Source organism: Niabella yanshanensis (assembly GCF_034424215.1).
Classification (GTDB): Bacteria; Bacteroidota; Bacteroidia; order Chitinophagales; family Chitinophagaceae; genus Niabella; species Niabella yanshanensis.
Window position 1 is genome coordinate 3,153,288 of record NZ_CP139960.1, and the last position, 19,111, is coordinate 3,172,398.

The following is a 19,111-nucleotide window of genomic DNA, read 5'->3' on the forward strand; positions in this document are numbered from 1 at the left end:
ACACGAATGAAACATTTGAAACTATTGTCGGGCCTTTCATTTTTTGTACTGCTTTTAAACAGTTGTGCTAAAGATGATGAGATTCCGGCACCCATTATTGAGCTGTCTGTAACAGAAAAAACCATACAAACAAAAATAAAAGAGGCCGTTACCATTACATCCCGGATTGCTGTTGGTACAGCAGTAAAAGAAGAGTGGCATGTAGGCACGCAGTTGATATCTACCAGCAATACATTCAATCATGTTTTCGAAGTGGCCGGCAACTATAGGATCTATTACCAGGCCAGTAATAAATATGGTACCTATAAAGACAGTTTTGATGTAAAGGTGGAAGCGTTGGTTAGAGAAGGTGGGGCCAACCAGTATGTTACATCATTGTTTGAGTTTATGCCCGCGCCGGGACAGTTCATCAACAAAGCACCCGGCAACCAGGTAAGTGCGGAAGGTCTTATTGGAAAAACAGGAATGGTAAGCCTGGGTGCCTGGGGAGGCTATGTAGTTTATGGTTTCGACCATAGTGTGCCCAATAAAGAAGGTAATGATATTGATGTGACCGGCAATGCGCTGGCCGAATGGAGTGAGCCCGGCATTATTTACGTAATGGTGGATGATAATGGTAATGGAAAACCGGATGATACCTGGTATGAGCTGGCTGGCAGCGAATTCGGCAAAACGGATGGTACGTATCTGCGCGACTATGAAGTAACTTATTTCCGCCCCGAATCTATAGATAAAGATATTGCATGGACAGACAATAAAGGCAATACCGGCTTTGTAAAGAAAAATACATTTCACCGCCAGGCTTATTACCCTGAATGGATCACGGCCAACAGCTACACATTAAAAGGATCCTGGCTGAAAACAAAAGTAGACCCGTCAAGGCCTACTTACGTAGTGTCTCTTCCCTACGACTGGGGCTACTCTGATAACAAAACAGAAACTGCAGGTGGTGGTAAAGTAGATATCAGCAATGCGGTAGATGCCAGTGGGAATAAAGTACATCTGAATACGATCGACTTTATTAAAATACAAACCGGTGTACTGGGTGATGGTGGCTGGTTAGGCGAAGCATCTACCGAAATAACCGGAATCAAAGACATGCATTTCTCTGCAGGCAGCACCACTAAATAAAACAAAATTTAAATGATGACTCTTCTACAAAACAAATACCTGTACCATTTATCTTTAATAGCCGTAACAGCGTTTCTTTTAACGGCCTGTTCCAAAAATGACGACCTGCTGATCGGCGGTCCTGATCCGGTTGAAACAGCACCCTATGCCAATGGTTTCTTTATTATAACGGAGGGATCCTATGGACAAACCGCCGGAACCGTACACTTTTATAACTATGACGCAGACACCGTTACTACCAGGGTTTATGAAAAAGAAAATCCGGGTAAACTAACATCGAACGCCGCTAAAACCAGCACGCTGCAATTTGCTACGGTGTACAGTGGTAAGCTTTTCCTGATGAGTAAAATAAATGGTCCGCTTATACGGCTGGATGCGGCAACGCTAAAAGAAGAAGTAAGATTTAACCAGGAAACCAGTAACTGGAGAAGCCTGGTGGGCATAAAGGGCGCTGAAGGATTAGTCAGCGCCAACGATGGGGTTTATGTCATCAATTTGAACACCTTGATGCCACAGTATAAGCTAACATCAGTATCGGCGGTTAATAGCGGCGATATGCTGGTTTCGGATAACTATGTTTTTTTGCTTCAGAGCAATGGCGCTAAAATTATCTCTGGCAGTAACTATTCTTTTGTAAAAGGGTTCAGCAATATCAACCGGGGTTTTGCCAAAACGCCTAATGGGAAAGTTTGGGCGGCTACAGGTAGCAGGCTGATCGCTATTGATAAAAACCTGGATACTGCAGGTATAGCGCTACCTGTTACAATTGGCTCTTTTGGCTTGGATGCGCCCACCAGGCTTACAGCATCCACCAAAGAAAATGCTGTGTTTTATCACTCCGGAGCCAACATCTATAAATATGTTGATGGCAATGCAGCGTCTTTAAGTCAACCCTTTATTACAATTGATATAGCACCTTTCATGGTTTATGGTTCTATTCGCTACGACCGTAATAAAGATTATATCGTAGTAAATGGTATACAAGGCTACGGAGGTTCCTCTGGTGTCAACTACCTGTTGATCTATAATGCGAGTACCGGCACTTTGGTAAAAAATATTAAGTATGGTAATGATGGCTCGGTGGTAGATTTCAATCATATTTACTTTCCCGGCCTTGCTGTATTTCGTTAATTATCTTTTTAAAGTTTTTTAAAAATGTCGCATTACGCGGCATTTTTTTATGTCTGTAATTACGCTAACTTTAATAGATGAATTTTGTAATTGCCGCCGTGTTTGATAATTATATTAATGCGCATGTAACGTTGGGTCGCCTGCAGGAAGAACATATCAACTGCTGGCTGAAAGACGAAAACACCGTTACGATCGATCCCATACTGACCAACGCCGTGGGAGGTATCAAACTCATGGTGGCTGAACCCCAGATCGAACGGGCGCTGGCATTGATAGCCACCGACAGGCAGGAGTACCAGCAACAGCATCCCTGTCCGCAATGTGGTTCCGAAAACATAGATCTGGTGAGCACTCCGCGTAAACCCAGTAACTGGCTAGGCACGATTACCAGCGCCGTACTGGGTGTGGGCTCTGCAACTCCTATCGATAAAGTATATCATTGCTTTGATTGCGGCAATGAGTACGAAATGGAATAACCAATAGCAAGCAATTTATTTATTGCCATTTGGCAAGTGGGGTTGCTGTTTAGCTAACTAATTTTGAGTATTAGTTTTCTTAATAAACCAAATTTGCTTAAAATGAAAATCTTAAAACGCATCCTTTTTGTTATACTCGGATTAATCGCCCTGTTATTGATTGTGGCCATTTTTGTCCCTAAAGATTATGCTATTACTAAAGAAGTGGTGATCAATAAACCGGTAGCAGCCGTTTTTAACTATGTGAAATACCTTAAAAACCAGGATAACTATAGTAAGTGGAATCAAATTGATCCGGGAATGAAAAAAAGTTACACGGGTACTGATGGAACCGTAGGTTTTATTTATGCCTGGGATAGTGAGAATGATAAGGCGGGAAAAGGCGCCCAGGAAATTAAGGCTATTGACGAAAACAAAAGGGTAGATGTGGAGATCAGGTTTGAAAAGCCGATGGAGGGAACTAATACTGCATCGGTAATTACCTCGCCGCTGGATAGCACAAAAACAAAAGTGGAGTGGGGCTTTTATGGTACCAGCTCTTACCCTTTTAACCTGATGAACTTATGCATGAATGCCCTGGTGGGCGGTGACTTACAAACCAACCTGGACAATCTTAAAAAGGTATTAGAAAAGTAAGCGTCTGAAAGCTATTGTTAAACCCGGTCCGTCGTTGATGGGCCGGGTTTCTTTTTGGTGTAACTTTAAGAAAGATTCTGCAGCGCCGCGCTGCTGCCTATAAACGATCGCCGATGGAAAAAGTTATTGCCTATTTTTCTACACTGGAACAGCGTCCTTTGGAACGCATGGCCCTGTTGGTGGGCGGCCTCCTTTTTTTCTGGATCATAGAAGGCGCCATTCCTTTAGTAAAACTACAATACCGGCGCAATAAGATCAGGCATGCCCTGGTGAATTTTGGCTTTACAGTAATGCATCTTATTATACATACTGGTTTGGCGGTATTTATAGTGTTGTTAAGCGACTGGTGCCGGAGTGCCGGTTTCGGCATGGTTTACTGGTTCAATGCCAATATAGGCGGGGCTATTTTAATTGGCGTGCTGGCGTTGGATTTCAGCAGCTGGCTGGTACATTGGATCATGCATAAAAATCCTTATTTATGGCGTTATCATCTTATTCATCATAGCGATAACAAAGTAGATGTGACCACCGGCCTGCGGCATCACCCCGGGGATAGCCTGCTAAGAGGTATTTTCTTTTTGTTGTTAATATTTTTTAGCGGAGCCCCCATGTACAGTGTAATGATCTATCAAACCCTGGTAGTGATTACCACCGCTTTTACACATGCGAATATTAGTTTACCTCCATTGCTGGATAAAACCCTGAGTTATGTGCTGGTTTCTCCCAATATGCATAAAGTGCATCACCATTGGATGCAACCTTACACTGATAGCAACTACGGGGCGGTATTTTCCATATGGGACCGGCTGTTTCAAACATTCTCAACCCTGCATCCTTCCAAAATAAAATATGGCCTGGACCGGTATTATCCCAATGAAAAAGACGAGGATTTCCTGGATCTGTTGAAGGATCCGTTTCTACATAAAAAGAAATTGTGAATTGTCAGTGGCGAATATTGAATCGATTAGCCATCGCCGCATGGACTAACTATTCCCTATTATCTATTCACCATTCACTATTTTTGGTGCATGAGTAAAGTAATTGCCATGATACCGGCCCGCTATGCGGCTACACGCTTCCCCGCTAAATTGATGAAAATATTAGGAGATAAGCCGGTTATTGCGCACACTTATGATGCAGCCATGCAAAGTGGCTTATTTGCTGATGTATATGTAATTACTGACAGTAACGTGATTTATGAAGAGATCACCAGCCGCGGTGGTAAATGTATTATGAGCCTTACCGAACATGAAAGTGGTACCGATCGTATTGCGGAAGCAGCGCGCAGCCTGGATGCAGATGTAATTGTAAATGTACAGGGCGATGAACCTTTCATACAGAAAGAACCTTTAGAGAAACTTGTTCGGTTATTTGATAACGAACAGGTACAAGTGGCTTCTTTAATGCGAAAAATGGAAACCGCTGCCGACGCGGCTAACCCAAACATGGTTAAAGTAGTCACCAATAAAAATAATAAAGCGCTTTATTTCAGCCGCAGTATAATTCCTTTTCAGCGTGATGCTGATATTGCGGCCGACTACTTTTTGCACATCGGCGTATATGCTTTTCGAAAAAACGCTTTGCTCTATTTTACGTCGTTACCGCAGGCTCCATTAGAACAAATCGAAAAGCTGGAACAGCTACGCTTCCTTTATAATGATATTGATATTTACATGGCAGAAACCAATTATAAAAATATTGCTATTGATACACCCGAAGACCTGGAAAAAGCTATAGAGCAGATTAGTAAGCAATAACGCGGTGGTCAAAAGACCCAAACAATGCGATTCATTAAATTCAGGCCGTTCTGTTATCATCCACATCAAAATCCTTTATCTGCTGATTCAGCTTTTTAATCCACCGCGACCAGAGCTTAGAAGACAGGATGATCAGTTGACAAACAATAACGGTACTAAACAGGAGCACCAGCCACTTTTCTTTTGTAAAAACTATAGTAGATGTAAAGAATATAACGATTGAACTGCTGTATAATAACGTTACCAACAAGGAAAAAAAGGAGAGCCGCTTTACCCGCATTAGGTAATCCAAAACAGACTGCCTGAGATTTGATTCCCCTACTGGTTTCATCAGAGATAGATAGCCTACAACATCATTCAGTACATATAATACCAATCCGGTAACAAGGGCCAGGTTTGCGTACAGGGGTTTTTGGTCTCCATCGAACCAATCGTAATAAACCAATAAAAATAATAGCAATACCACTATTTGGATGGCCAGCCTTGTTTTTATGCGTTTTATCACCGGGTGATTTACCAGTTTTGTCATTTTTTCCAGGTCTTCTTGACTCTTTATGCGGTTGCCTGCATTTCTCCAGCCCGATTTGAATTCGTCCAGTTCCATAGTTTTATTTTATTATTTCTTTCAATTTGTTTTTGATCCGGTTGAGCCTGACTCCGATATTCGTTTCACTAAATCCTGTTATTGCGGCCATTTCTTTGTAACTAAATTCATCTAAATAAAGAGCAACAATCGCCTTCTCTGCATCACTCAATTTTCCAAGCGCCTCAAACAACCGGTCTTCATTTTCAGAAATGGATTCTTCTCTTAAAGAATGGAGCTTAGGTGGCAACTCCGGGTAATGATCAATTTTCAACCGGGGCTTACGATAAATGGCAAGTGCTGTGTTTAAAGCAATACGGTACATCCATGTGCTCACTTTTGATGCACCCCTGAAACCGGGATATGATTTCCAAAGCTGGTATACAATCTCCTGGAACAGGTCTTCCCGGTCCTCCTTACTATCCCGATACAACGCGCTTATTTTATAAATAATTTCCTGATGGTCGTGAATGAGTTGTAGAAATTGTTTTTCCATGCTCCTTCAGTTTTTATATCCGCCTGGTTTGTTTTGCATGATACATAAGTAGCACAATTAGTATAAAATCTTACAACTTCTAAAAAATAATTATCTTTCTTGCATGAAGATGCGTCCTGAAAAATATTTACGCTACCTGTTTTTGCCTAACCTGTTGGAACTCTTCGGTACAGAGCGTACTAAAGAGATTCTCACAGTAAACCCTACCATTATTCCTATAAGGGAGGAGGCTGCTACCGTGATCATTAATGCCTATGTTTATAATAAAGCCGAAGTAAAAGAATATAAAAATATTTCAATAGAAGAGGCGCTATCCCTGAAATGCAACGACCATATTATCTGGATCAATATAGACGGGTTGCGAAAAGACGATGTTGACCAACTGGGAGATCAATACGGTATACATCCTTTATTACGGGAAGATATTCTCAGTATTAACCAGCGGCCCAAGGTCGATGAAATCGATGAGATCCTTTTCTCGCTTATGAATATTCTTTATTATAATGAAGAAAAAAACGCTATCGGGCAGGAGCAGATCAGTCTCGTATTGGGTAAAAACTTTGTTATTACTTTCCAGGATGATCCCTCAAGGGATTTGTTTAATGCATTGAGAGAACGGCTAAAGCTTACTACCAGCAAAACAAGAGGTAAAGAAGCCGACTATCTTTATTATACACTTATAGACACAATAGTAGACCATTATTTTATAGTAATGGATAAATTACGCGATCGTATTGAAGACGTAGAAGAGGAGATCGTTCGCGGCACCAATAAAAGATCCCTGGCATTGATAAATGTACTGCGTAAAGAACTGATCGTTTTAAAACGCAGTATTTACCCGGTACGTGATGTGCTTAGTGGTCTTATTAAAAGTGACAGCGAACTGCTTACCGAGTTTAATGAACGTTTTTATAAGGATGTATACGACCACGTGGTACAGGCCATCGACCTCGTAGAGAACTATCGCGATATGATCATGGGCATGCAGGATCTTTATATCAGCAATGTCAACCTCAAAATGAATGAAGTCATGAAGGTAATGGCCATTGTAACCTGTGTGCTGGCCCCGGCTACGGTTATTGGCGGTATTTTCGGCATGAACTTCCAGGTTATTCCTTTAAGCGGTCAACATTGGGGATTCTGGATTGCAGTGGGAGCCATGTTGATCATCCCGGCCTGGATGTTGATCTTATTTAGAAAAAGAGGTTGGTTTTAACTGGTCAGCTACGTTAACCATCAGATAAAATATAAGTACATTCTGGTAAAAAGCAGCCAGCCTCTGATTGGGTTGTTTACTATTTTAGAGCCCCTGTTCTGAATAATAAACTACTCATAATGAAGAAATTTGCAGCCCTGCTTTTCAGCATTTTTATTTCTACCGTTTCTTTTGCCCAATCCATTACTATAGAAGATTACAACAGGGCAGTCAGCTATTTTAGAAATAACCTGGCTAAGCATACGATATGGAATATCAGCACTACACCAACCTGGTTAAGAGATAATAGCGGATTCACTTACTATGTTCAGGATACCGGCGGCACCCACCGCAAAAAATACGATTTTAAAACAGGTACTATATCCGATGCTCCCGCTGAACCAACAAACCAGCGCCCATGGGAGGGTGGCAACCGGCGCCGCAACCAGGAGGCTGCCTCGCCCGATAAAAGCATGGTAGCTTTTGTAAAAGATTATAACCTCCACCTTAAAAATGCGAAAAGCAATAGCGAAAAACAGCTAAGCAAAGACGGGGTAAAAAATTATGAATACGCTAGCTATTATGGCTGGGGCGAGCTCATAGAAGGAGAGAACGGCGAAAGGCCTTCCCACTTTTCGGTAAACTGGTCTCCCGATTCGAAATGGCTGCAGGCCTATATATGTGACCTGCGTAATGGCAAAAAAATGTACCTGCTGGACTGGAGTATCGACAGTCTCTATAAGCCCAAATTACTGTCTTATTACCGGGGCTCGCCGGGTGATACCGATATGGTGTATATGACGCCGGTTGTGTTTAATGCGGCAACGGGGGCAGCGCACCGGCTGGATGAGTTCAGGAATGTAAATACGGTCGGGTTTGAATGGATCGCCGGATCTTCCCAGGCTATTATCTATGAAAGAGAGCGCGGCTATCAGAAAATCAACCTTTACTTATATGATCCTTCCACCCAAACAAAAGACCTGCTGTACACCGAAAGTAGTGCAACCAATATCGACAACTTCAGCTACCGGCTGGTAAATGAATGGAACCAGGTTATTTTTACTTCAGAAAAGGACGGCTGGAAGCAGCTATATGCTTTGAACCTGAAGGATAAAAAAGCTAGCAGGTTAACGCAGGGAGATTATTATATCAATGATATCAACCTGATCAACGATAAGAGCGGTGATATCTATTTTACTGCCAAAGGAAAGGAAGCAACCAACCCTTACCATGATTTCGCTTATAAGGTGAATATTAAAACCAGGAAAACCATACTGCTTACCCCCGGGAAAGAAAATCATGAAGTCAGCTTTTCGCCCGATGGCAAATACCTGGTAGATAATATTTCGACCATGTCTACGCCCAATCGTGCAGTACTGCGCGATGGCGCTACCGGCACCATCCTGAAAGAACTGTCACGCACCCAAATAAACCTTCCTGAAGGTAAGACGCATCCGCTACCCGAGGAGTTTACCACGCTGGGGCGGGATGGCAAAACAACTATTTATGCAGCCATCTGGAAACCCTCCCATTTTGATCCTGCTAAAAAATACCCGGTTATTGACCAAACTTATACAGGTCCGCATACTTATATGTTCCCTAACGGCTTTGCCAAAGCCCTCGGCCGGGGTAACCAGGCTTTAGCCGAATTAGGATTTGTTGTTGTAGCTATCGACGGGTTGGGAACAGCCGGGCGGTCTAAAGCCTTTCATAATGTGTCGTATAAAAATATGGGGCAAAACCTGCTGGACCATGTCATTGCGATCAAAGCAATGGGAAAACAGTTTTCCTGGGTAGATACGACCAGGGTTGGCATTTTTGGCCATTCTGCGGGAGGTTATGATGCCGGCCATGCGGTTTTAGAATTTTCCGATTTTTACAAAGTAGCGGTAGCCAGCTCTGCCGATCATGATTTCAGGATGGAGAAAGACTGGTGGCCCGAAATGTATATGGGTTGGCCGGTGGACAGCAGCTATCATAAAGTTTCCAATATTACTATGGCGGGCAACCTGAAAGGAAAACTGCTGATTGTACATGGCGGTATTGATGAAAATGTAAATCCTTCTGCCACTTTCAAGCTGGCTGAGGCGCTGGTAAATGCAGACAAACAGTTTGATATGTTGATCCTGCCCAGTCAACATCACGGCTATGTGGGAAAGGCTTCAGACTATTTCCAGAAAAAACTCTGGAACTATTTTGTTGAACACCTGAAGGGAGCAACGCCTATCTGGGATTTTAAATTGCGATAACTATAAAAAAAGAGGCGGAAACAGTTGATGCCGTTTCCGCCTTCATTGTTATGAAGTATTGTTCCTTATTCTGAAACCACCGAAACCACGCGGCTGAATTTAACAGAGCCGTCTTTATCTACCTGCACAATTCTTACATTTTTAATATTATTGTCGTCGCTGTTCACTCCCGCCGGATCCCCTTTCTGGCAGGCGATGAAAATACCGGTAGCTATCAGCATTGTAAGCACCCATTTTCTGTTGCTCCTAAAGCTAAACAGTGAGAAAATCGCCACCAGTGTTGCGCCCAAAGAAACAACCGCGCCTGTATTGTCAACGGAAATAGTGTAGTTGAGTGAAGAAAAGGAAGTACCGTTCGTCGCTTTGCTATCTAGTTTTGCGATTCGGGCAAAGTTTTCGCCATCCAAAGAGGCTTCAACAAAGAAGTGATCGTTATTAGTTTCTGTTTTCCAGTCTACAAAATATTATCATTTTTTATTTTAGCTACAACTCTGTCAAACACCACCGGTGTTCCCAAGTTGCAGGAGTTTTCTCGTAATATGGCAAATTATCATTACCGTAGCCGTAAGATTGGTAGGTTAGGTTGCTGAGCGTAACATTCCAGGGACCGATATCAGTCAGAATGTTAAATGTATTGGTTACCGGTATTTGAGTTGTATTGATTTTAACCGCTGTTACAGGGAGTGGCGTACAAGCCACAGAGGTCATTAGCCTCCGCGTGCTATATTTAACGCGGCCATCATTCTTGTGCTTTGCCTGCCGTAAACCGGTCCAGACAGCCGCTATAACCCATAATATTCTCTGGTATACCATTGTAGGGTTGTTATTGTAGCAGGGATTAGGATCAGTGTTGAGTATAGGGCAGGCCCTCCATGCAAGAGGTTCTTTACCGGATCGGTATCGCAAACCTTATCGCCAATTGTTGTGCAGTTCGTCCCATCTGTCATAGGCGGGCAATTGGTTTGATCACCACCTTCAAAAGTGTGATAAAGCCCAAAAGCATGTTCCAGCTCATGTGTAAGAGTTGTGGAGGTAGAAGATACCATCTGAGAAGCAATGATCATCATTCCCTCCATCCGGTGTGCAGGCATATTTTGAAAGCCGGGATTCTCTAAGGGTAAATTAGCATCCCACACTACGGTTACTGGTTGCCGCAAATCGGCACTCAGGCGATCGATGGCATCTATGGTCTGCTGATCGGTAGGTTTTACCCAACCTGTCGGGCTGTTGGATGGAGCAATTGCATGCACTACAACCGGTATTTCATAAGCTGGTCCCCGTAACACATTCAGGTTTTGAAACTGCGCACGGGTCCTCATGATCCGGCCCCACATCCTGCTGGATTTTATACTCGGTCGCTGTTAATTTTCGAACATATTTCGGATTTTTCCGCAAGTGTTGGTTTACAAAATTTAACCCGCAAACAGCTTGTTGAGAATAGGATATAATACTGATGCATACGCTGCTGATAAGCAGTAAGAAGCGGAGAGCTCTCATGGCCTATACTGATTTGGTTTATGGACTAGAATTGATTTAGATAGCCAATGCTAAGCTAGTTCTTTCCATTCTTACTCCATACAGCAGGCGGATTTTTATGCCACTACTCCAAGCCATTCGATTCTAACAGGTAATACACACCCATAATGCCGTAATTAAATGATAAGGGGGCTTTCGGGTCAGTATCTACCTCCTTTTAAATACTGGAACCGTGCTGCAGGGTTCTCCATACATCAGACTTTTTACAACAGGTAAAAGAACGCGGGTAATGTCCGCATAGGCTTCTTCTCCAATACCCATATCTCCACAGCCTTTAATAACTACCCGTTTATCCTGGTAGTCAGCTGTATTAATTGCGTTGATATTGTTCAGTAATATCCTCTTCCTAAGCTCTTCAGCATTACCGGCTGCTACAAAACGTACTACCGGCTGCAGGTAGGTTACAATGAGCATATAAGCCCAAAGGGGAACAATAGCATCGGCGGTGCAGGTAATGCCCACCGTTTTACCGGCATATTGCTGCCAATCGTGCTGCTTCAATGCTTCGCGGAAGTCTTTTTCCTTTAAGATCATTTCCATAAATAAATAATCTTTAATATCAAAAATGACTACCTCCTCCCGTGGGTAAAAATCCTCGAGATTCAGTGTAATAATTCCGCTTTCAGCTACTTTGTTCCTTATAATTTCTTCCATACTTTAAAATAACACATTAATTTCTCGCGTTGTTCAATTATCTAAAAAACAAAAATCCCGGCCTGGGCCGGGATTTGATATATCTTATAAATAAACTATTAATAAAACTTACTGCGGAAGTCTTTAATGGTAGCGTCTTCTCTTAATGCCTGCAGCGACTGGAACTGGGCCTGTTGTTTAGCCTGCATAAAACGCATTTTTCTTGCTTCATCCACATTAGCCGCCTGAACAGGAGTGTTGCTCAGGTTATCAACTCTTACTACATACACACCCTGCGTACCTGCTATTGGTTCGCTGATCACTTTACCTACATTCGCTTTGTTGAAAGAAGCACCGATTACTTTTGGCTCGAACCCTAAAGTCATCGAAGGCTGTCCGGCAAAACGAAGGCTGTCTGCTACTTCAACAGTTTTTTTCAAAGCAGTTGCTGCAGCTTCCAAAGTGGTTACTTTTCCTATTTTATTAGTAATGATCTCGGCTTTCTTTTGGTTCACCAATAATGGCTCTACCATCATTCTTGCTTTTGCAGGGCTCATCGTGCCTTCTTTATTGATCTCGGTTACCAAAGCTACCGCGTAAAAATCACCCACACGCTCAGAAACCACATCGCCCAGGTCAGCATTATAAATAGCTTTTACCAAAGCGCGGGAAGCTCCCAGGCCCTGGATACTGGAACCGGTTGGTGGTAAATCCTGCGCTACTGATTTAAAGATGCCTTTTTCTTTTTGCAGTTTAGCTGCTGCCGCGTCGAAAGATTTTTGATTGGTGGCTTCAGCTGCAAATTTTGTTGCCGCTTCATTTGCTACGCGATCTGTTTCTTCGCTGGCTTCAATGGGTTTGTTGATGTACGCTATTTTGTACCCTGTTGCGCTACCTTTTTGAGAAAGAATTTCTATATAATGGTATCCAAAGTCTGTTTTAACTACCCCTTTTGAACCTACAGGGTTTCCAAAAATGAAATCGTTGAATGCCGGTACCATTTCGCCCGAAGGAACATTTTCATACACGCCGCCGGTATTTACACTTCCCGGGTCGTTAGAAAACTTAACTACCAAAGAATCAAAATTAGCTCCATTGCGAATAGCCAGGGCTACACTGTCCACCAGCTTCCTGGCAGTAGCAGTATCCCTGATTGGAATTTGCTGACCACTCTGAGGATCCTGTTGAGAAGTGCCGATCAATATATGCCTGATCTTTACCGTGTCAGGAATAGACCTGGTAGCTACAATTTTAGCCAGTGTATAGTTTCCGCCATCCAGGTAAGGGCCGTAAATGTTACCAACACCTACTTTAAAGATGGAATCCTTCATGGGTACCTGGATACGGTTACCGCTGATGAAACCATCATAATAATTATTAACGCCCTGAGTCATCAGGTAGTCTTTCATGTTTTTGGCACTGTCAAAAGCAGGCTTTAAGGCCAGGATATTTTCTCTTGCCTGTAAGCTGTCTGCACCATTAGGCTGCGCATTAAAGGCAACATAAGAAATGCTGCGACTCTCCAACTGCTTAAAGTCTTTTTTATGTTTGTCGATATAGCTTTGAATATCGCCATCGGAAACTTTTACGGCAGAGTCAGAAATGCTGGTATAAGGCTCTCTTACAAAAGAAACCTTGGAGATCAGGCTGCTTTGCGCATTTTCTTTTTCAATCATCCATTTAGGATAGTTGATGCTGTTGGTTAACAGGCCATCATATTTTTGCGCCAGGCGTTGAAATATCATCTGGTCTAAAAAGGCGTTCAACTGGGCTTTTTGCTCTGCAGTACCTTTTGTTTTAACCTGGTTAATCTGTTGCTGGGCCATAGCAGGATTATATACGCCGGTCTGAGGGTCTGTAAACGCCTGTTTTAACTCCTGTGGAGGATTAGCACCAAATAACAGATCGTTCAGTTCTTTTTTACCAATTTCGATACCCGCTTTTGCCGCTTCCTGGGATAATAACACCCTGGCAATTTCCGTGTTCCACGCGCTCTCGTTAGCCTGTTGAGAAAGCATTTCGCCGCTGGCGCCCATACCTCTCTGTTGCATCATTTGGGACTGCTGTTCCACTTGTGCGTTAAACCGGGCAAAATCTATTGTTTCGCCATTTATTGTACCGATGGTAGTTGAGTCACCTCTAAAAAGGCTGCCTCCGTTCTCAAAAGCAAGCATTATTACAAACACCACCAATGCCAAAGCAATAATTACGGCCATAACTTTGCCGTATTTGTCCTGGATTTTTTGAATAACCGACATAATATATTAATACATTAAATAAAAGGACGGCAAAAATAGGGTATTTGAAAGTATCAACAAATTGTGGAAAAATCAGAGCGCTGATACCCGAACTTTTTTGTTTAGCCGAAATGATGCAGAAGCCCCATACTTCCTGGCCGTTTTTCCCCGGGTACAGCTTCCTGAAAATCAGTTGGCCTCATATAATTAAAAACAGTATGTCTGCCATACGCAAATTGCAACCCAGACCGCCTTTGATGCATAATACAAAGTAAAGCAGGCGATCTGCACCCTATTTCAGGAGACCGTCAATTTTTTTAGACAGTTGATGGTCTTTTTCGGTTACTATATCACCTGCATCATGCGTGCTCAGCCACACTTCTACGGTGTTATATACGTTTTTCCATTCGGGATGATGATCCATTTTTTCTGCTGCGAGCGCCACCCGGGTCATGAAGGCAAAAGCCTCGCTAAAGTTTTTGAATTCAAACTTCCGGTACAGCTTATTTTGTTCTTCCTGCCACATAGTGTTGATTTTAAAAGATAAGGTACTCCTTGTTTTTAATTTTTTCATTAGTAAGCTCTGTTACCAATTGTACCCCGGGAATGTTCCGCAACATCGCCTTGATCTGGTTAAGATATTCTTCGGTAACGGTATCGTTTTTCATCAGCCATAGAAAATCGAGGTTTTTAAACTCCGGTAAAAGATACTCTCCGTCGTATAAATTATTATACAAGTAATGGCAGAGCGCACTGTTTGGCTCATGATATTCATATACACTGAAAAAATAATGCCTTTTTTTACGCTTCAGGTTAATTTCAATATCATGGTTGATCCTGAAATTTAGTCCCAGCAAATTATTAAGGTTCCAGCAAAAACGGTAGTCTTTCACTGTTGTTACAATACCCAATAGTTTGGTATCGTCAAAAAAATTATCAATAATTTCCTGGGTATCCAGTTCTAATTTCAGAACGGCCATTATTTTTCCTTTACTGTTCGCAAATGGGGTATGTTTGGGGGTAAAGGTAGATAAAAGATAACAGGGGGAATATTTAAAGTTGCCATAAATCTCCGCATTTCGTAAACATATTTAGGCCATTGGCGGTTAAATTTGCGGTTTTACATATTGAAAAATTCAATGTTACATATTGCATTAGCAGGAAATCCTAATAGCGGAAAGACCTCTTTATTTAATACGCTTACCGGATTAAATCAAAAAGTTGGAAACTTCCCCGGGGTTACTGTTGATAAAAAAACAGGCACTACTTCATTAAGCCATGGTACCGCAGAGGTGATTGATTTGCCGGGAACTTATAGCTTATATCCCCGCCGGTTGGATGAAGAAGTAGCTTACAAAGTTTTATTAAACCAGGATGCGCATGTGGTGGCTGATGTTATTGTAGCCGTAGCTGATGCAAGCAGCCTGAAGCGTAACCTGCTTTTTTGCACACAGATCATAGACCTGAAACGTCCTGTAGTAGTTGCCCTTACCATGATGGATATTGCACGGAAAAAGGGCATTCAGATAGACGTTCACGAAATGGAGCGGGAGCTTGGTGTACCAGTGGTAGCGGTAAACCCGAGGAAGAACAAAGGCATAGCAGAATTAAAAAAGGCTATAGAGCTGGTATCCGGTAACTTGTATAAACCCGCCGCCCGGAACTTTATTGATGTAACGGCTTTAGCACCGGGGGCAATAAAACAGACGCAACAGGCCGTTCCTCATGTAGGAGACTATGAAGCCGTTCATTACCTGATTAATCACGAAACTTTTGCCCTGCCAGATGATGTACAGGAGAAAATAGAGCAGGCTGAAGTTGACAACCAGTTTAACCCGGCCCGTACGCAAGCCGAAGAAATTTTACAGCGCTATACACGCATCAATCATATTCTCAGCCAGGCTGTAACTTTTCCTGATCCCCAGAAAAGATCCAGAATAACAGAAAGACTTGACAATGTTTTCCTGCACCCTTTTTGGGGCTACGCCATTTTGCTAACGGTACTGTTCCTGTTGTTTCAATGTGTTTTCCTGCTGGCTTCTTACCCAATGGATTGGATAGATGGGGGAACCGCAGCATTCAGCGGCTGGCTGGGCGATATACTACCTGAAAATCATTTTACAGACCTCCTTATTAACGGGCTGGTTGCCGGACTGGGCGGTATCGTTATTTTCATTCCGCAGATCATGATCCTGTTTGGATTGATTACCCTTTTGGAAGATACCGGCTACATGGCACGCATTAGTTTTTTAACCGACCGGGTAATGCGTACCGTTGGGCTGAACGGTAAAAGCGTTATGCCGATGATCAGTGGGTTTGCCTGTGCCGTACCAGCAATTATGAGCGCCAGGAATATTGAAAACCGGAAAGAACGCCTCCTTACCATACTTGTAACGCCGCTAATGAGTTGCTCAGCGCGCCTACCTGTTTATATTATATTAACCGCTATCGTGATTCCCAAAACCTATGTAGCTGGTTTTATCAGTGTACAAGGTTTAGTAATGATGGGACTTTATTTGATTGGAGTTGTTTTTGCTATGGCTGTATCATGGGTAGCGAAATGGTTTATTAAGATAAAAGAAAAAAGCTTCTTCATTCTGGAACTACCTGTTTACCGGGCACCGCGCTGGAAAAACGCAGTACAAACAATGATCGAAAAGGCAAAGATATTTGTGTTACAGGCCGGTAAGATCATTTTGATCATTAGCCTGGTGCTTTGGTTTTTAAGCTCTTTTGGCCCCTCTGGCCGCATGGAGCAGGCACAGGCACAATACGAACAGCAGTTGGCACAGCCTAATGCAGATACTGCTCTTATAGAAGAACAATACGGTACCGCCAAACTGGAAAATTCTTACGCGGGCATTATGGGTAAAGCCATTGAGCCTGCCATAAGGCCGCTAGGATATGATTGGAAGATTGGCATTGCATTGATTACCTCATTTGCCGCCAGGGAAGTATTTGTAGGCACGATGGCTACCTTATACAGTGTTGAAGACGACGGGGAAGAGAACCTGGCATTACAGGAAAAAATGCAGCGCGCCACCTTCTCCGATGGCTCGAAGGTATTCACCCTGGCTACAGGCGTTTCATTAATGTTATTTTATGTTTTTGCCATGCAGTGTATGAGCACCCTGGCTATTGTAAAAAGGGAAACACGCAGCTGGAAATGGCCCATGATACAACTAGGCTACATGACTTTTTTGGCCTATATAGTAAGCCTGGTTGCCTACCAGCTTTTAAAATAACCTATTGGTTCTTTGTTTATCCTTCGGGTAATGCTTTCCATCTTTTTACAACAGATGTATACAAAAGCATAAACAAAAAACCGGCAACTAAAAGGTAGGTACTTAAATCCATACCCAACTGTTCAATCAGCACGGGCGGTGATGTTTGCGCATAATAGAGTGAGCCCAGCTTTGTCCTGTAATAATTTTTCTGGTGCATGGAAATGATGCCAATGATCAACAAAACATAAGGTACAAAGCCCACTATTGAAATATTGATAAATACGGCCAGGATATTCTTTCTTATTCTTTTGAGCAATAGTAATGGTATTAACAGGATCGTAGTTCCTATTATTAGTGCCAGGTAAGAAATAACCAGTTCGTCATGTATATTCAATCCCACTACCGCAAGGCTCAAAGCTATGGCCACTACAATGCCCGCTATTATAGAAAATAAAAGCGAAGAGAGCCCCGAGGTTCTGAAAATAAAAAGCACCAGCGACAACCCGAAGGCCAGCCAGCATTGCATTTGAAAAAGTATTTCCCAATGATTGTACTTTTTAATCGCGTCTATATTTCCAAATACATTTTTGAGCGCATTGGCGTCCAAATAGAGTTGGGTTCTCCCTTTTTCATAATACTCCTGCTTCTGGCTTCTAACTGCTTCATCCGTGGAGTCGGTAGAAGCTGTTGCAGCAGCCACAGCTTCTACAGCAGTGGACACCTGTTCATCATATTCCCAATCATTCGGCCTATAATCCCCGTTGTACACGAACTTTTTAACGATAAAACTGTCCCGGTCGATTAACGGTAGCCAGCTTTCAACCGTTAGGTTGGTTCTTATCCGGAATTCTTTTGCAGTTGCCAGGAAGGAAGAAAATAATTGACGGATCTCCTGTTCCTTATTGCGTTTCAGGAGCTGGTAAAGCTGCTGACTCAGCGCCTGTGATTTTTGCTGGTTTTCATCAAAACGGGGAGTACCCTTTACATATATAGCAGGCCCCTCATCATAGTAGCCCTCTGTAAACAGCACCCGCGAATAATTGAAATAACTAAGATCCGGGGTTGCAAGGGCCGATACATCAACCACTTTATCTTTGTCCCAAACCGTCCATGTAGTATCATCGAGCGCTTCAGAATACAAATGCCCCGGCAGCTCGCCTCCTGCCGCGGCATCTCTGGTTACTTTTTTAATTGACTTCTTTAAAGTATAGAACTGGTATTCGTCGGTAAAACGGCTGATATAGGGTTTTGAAAAATCAATAAAGGCTTCGTTTACTTCACAATACAATGCATTAAAGGGAGCGGGATATCTTCTCCTGTCAATCGTATAGTCTTCCTGGTTGAAGGATAAAAATGCCGCAGCGAGATTGGCCTGATCCAGCTTTTTATTATAAACAGCATCAGTATATTTTCCACCAATATATCCTTTGTATCCCATCTGATAAGAAGAATAAAAGGTGGTTGAAAAAAATAAGATAATGAAATAGATAACAAAGGAAGAAAAAAGTTGCCACCGGCTGGTAGGGTAGTAGTTCTTAAACGCGTTATGTCTGAACAGTACAATTAGCCATACTACTATAATAAGCACCGAACAAATAATACTAAACAATAATACCCCGTTTCGCACATAAATATCATCGGCATTATAATCCTGTAACAGCAAGGAGTTCTTAAATACATTCCATCCTAAGGCAAAGAAAACCAGGTGCAAAAGCAATGTAACCAATAATACCCAGGGGGCCCTGGTTATCCATAACAAGGGAAAACGCCCGAGCAGTTGTTTATCTATTTTATTGATCCAATTTTTCATTTCGGTTTTTTAAG

18 protein-coding genes are annotated in these 19,111 nt (G+C 42.5%); 9 read left to right on the top strand and 9 right to left on the bottom strand.

Going from position 1 to position 19,111, the window contains the following annotated elements; genetic code table 11:
- Positions 1–6 precede the first annotated feature (6 nt).
- The 6 genes from U0035_RS13150 to kdsB all read left to right on the top strand — a co-directional run bounded on the left by U0035_RS13150 (position 7) and on the right by kdsB (position 5,131).
- Positions 7–1,131, top strand: a complete 1,125-nt coding sequence (locus tag U0035_RS13150) for a cell surface protein (RefSeq protein WP_114790233.1) — start codon at positions 7–9, stop codon at positions 1,129–1,131.
- A gap of 12 nt (positions 1,132–1,143) precedes the next feature.
- Positions 1,144–2,262, top strand: a complete 1,119-nt coding sequence (locus tag U0035_RS13155) for a DUF5074 domain-containing protein (protein WP_114790234.1) — start codon at positions 1,144–1,146, stop codon at positions 2,260–2,262.
- Positions 2,263–2,339: 77 nt separating this feature from the next.
- The gene (locus U0035_RS13160; protein ID WP_114790235.1) at positions 2,340–2,738 is read left to right on the top strand and encodes a putative signal transducing protein; all 399 of its coding nucleotides are present in this window, start codon (positions 2,340–2,342) and stop codon (positions 2,736–2,738) included.
- A 102-nt stretch (positions 2,739–2,840) separates the two neighbouring features.
- On the top strand, positions 2,841–3,374 hold the full coding sequence (locus U0035_RS13165; protein WP_114790236.1) for an SRPBCC family protein: 534 nt from the start codon (positions 2,841–2,843) through the stop codon (positions 3,372–3,374).
- Between the two features lie 113 nt (positions 3,375–3,487).
- The gene (locus U0035_RS13170) at positions 3,488–4,312 is read left to right on the top strand and encodes a sterol desaturase family protein (RefSeq protein WP_114790237.1); all 825 of its coding nucleotides are present in this window, start codon (positions 3,488–3,490) and stop codon (positions 4,310–4,312) included.
- A 90-nt stretch (positions 4,313–4,402) separates the two neighbouring features.
- Complete coding sequence (gene kdsB, locus U0035_RS13175) at positions 4,403–5,131, top strand: 3-deoxy-manno-octulosonate cytidylyltransferase (protein ID WP_114790238.1); 729 nt, start codon at positions 4,403–4,405, stop codon at positions 5,129–5,131.
- Positions 5,132–5,171: 40 nt separating this feature from the next.
- Here the strand turns inward: kdsB and U0035_RS13180 are convergent, their stop codons facing one another.
- Both U0035_RS13180 and U0035_RS13185 read right to left on the bottom strand, forming a co-directional pair.
- Positions 5,172–5,735, bottom strand: coding sequence for a hypothetical protein (locus tag U0035_RS13180; protein ID WP_114790239.1), 564 nt, complete (start codon positions 5,733–5,735; stop codon positions 5,172–5,174).
- Between the two features lie 4 nt (positions 5,736–5,739).
- Positions 5,740–6,210: an RNA polymerase sigma factor gene (locus tag U0035_RS13185; protein ID WP_114790240.1), complete on the bottom strand. Its 471-nt coding sequence runs from the start codon at positions 6,208–6,210 to the stop codon at positions 5,740–5,742.
- Positions 6,211–6,313: 103 nt separating this feature from the next.
- Here U0035_RS13185 and corA point away from each other — a divergent pair, with 103 nt between their 5' ends.
- Both corA and U0035_RS13195 read left to right on the top strand, forming a co-directional pair.
- Positions 6,314–7,426, top strand: coding sequence for a magnesium/cobalt transporter CorA (gene corA, locus U0035_RS13190; protein WP_114790241.1), 1,113 nt, complete (start codon positions 6,314–6,316; stop codon positions 7,424–7,426).
- Between the two features lie 119 nt (positions 7,427–7,545).
- Positions 7,546–9,654: a S9 family peptidase gene (locus U0035_RS13195; RefSeq protein WP_114790242.1), complete on the top strand. Its 2,109-nt coding sequence runs from the start codon at positions 7,546–7,548 to the stop codon at positions 9,652–9,654.
- 65 nt (positions 9,655–9,719) lie between these two features.
- Here U0035_RS13195 and U0035_RS13200 read toward each other — a convergent pair whose 3' ends face one another.
- The 6 genes from U0035_RS13200 to U0035_RS13225 form a co-directional block, all read right to left on the bottom strand.
- The gene (locus tag U0035_RS13200; RefSeq protein WP_114790243.1) at positions 9,720–10,061 is read right to left on the bottom strand and encodes a hypothetical protein; all 342 of its coding nucleotides are present in this window, start codon (positions 10,059–10,061) and stop codon (positions 9,720–9,722) included.
- Between the two features lie 375 nt (positions 10,062–10,436).
- A complete protein-coding gene (locus U0035_RS13205) occupies positions 10,437–10,988 on the bottom strand; it encodes a M43 family zinc metalloprotease (RefSeq protein WP_114790245.1) in 552 nt (183 codons plus the stop codon).
- Between the two features lie 349 nt (positions 10,989–11,337).
- A complete protein-coding gene (locus U0035_RS13210) occupies positions 11,338–11,844 on the bottom strand; it encodes a DUF2480 family protein (RefSeq protein WP_114790246.1) in 507 nt (168 codons plus the stop codon).
- Between the two features lie 98 nt (positions 11,845–11,942).
- On the bottom strand, positions 11,943–14,081 hold the full coding sequence (locus tag U0035_RS13215; RefSeq protein ID WP_114790247.1) for a peptidylprolyl isomerase: 2,139 nt from the start codon (positions 14,079–14,081) through the stop codon (positions 11,943–11,945).
- A 271-nt stretch (positions 14,082–14,352) separates the two neighbouring features.
- A complete protein-coding gene (locus tag U0035_RS13220; RefSeq protein WP_114790249.1) occupies positions 14,353–14,586 on the bottom strand; it encodes a 4a-hydroxytetrahydrobiopterin dehydratase in 234 nt (77 codons plus the stop codon).
- Positions 14,587–14,596: 10 nt separating this feature from the next.
- Positions 14,597–15,040, bottom strand: a complete 444-nt coding sequence (locus U0035_RS13225) for an IPExxxVDY family protein (RefSeq protein WP_114790250.1) — start codon at positions 15,038–15,040, stop codon at positions 14,597–14,599.
- A gap of 159 nt (positions 15,041–15,199) precedes the next feature.
- On the opposite strand from U0035_RS13225, the gene feoB reads away from it, so the two are divergent.
- Positions 15,200–17,305, top strand: a complete 2,106-nt coding sequence (gene feoB, locus U0035_RS13230; protein WP_114790251.1) for a ferrous iron transport protein B — start codon at positions 15,200–15,202, stop codon at positions 17,303–17,305.
- A 16-nt stretch (positions 17,306–17,321) separates the two neighbouring features.
- Here feoB and U0035_RS13235 read toward each other — a convergent pair whose 3' ends face one another.
- The gene (locus U0035_RS13235; protein WP_114790252.1) at positions 17,322–19,097 is read right to left on the bottom strand and encodes a hypothetical protein; all 1,776 of its coding nucleotides are present in this window, start codon (positions 19,095–19,097) and stop codon (positions 17,322–17,324) included.
- Positions 19,098–19,111 lie beyond the last annotated feature (14 nt).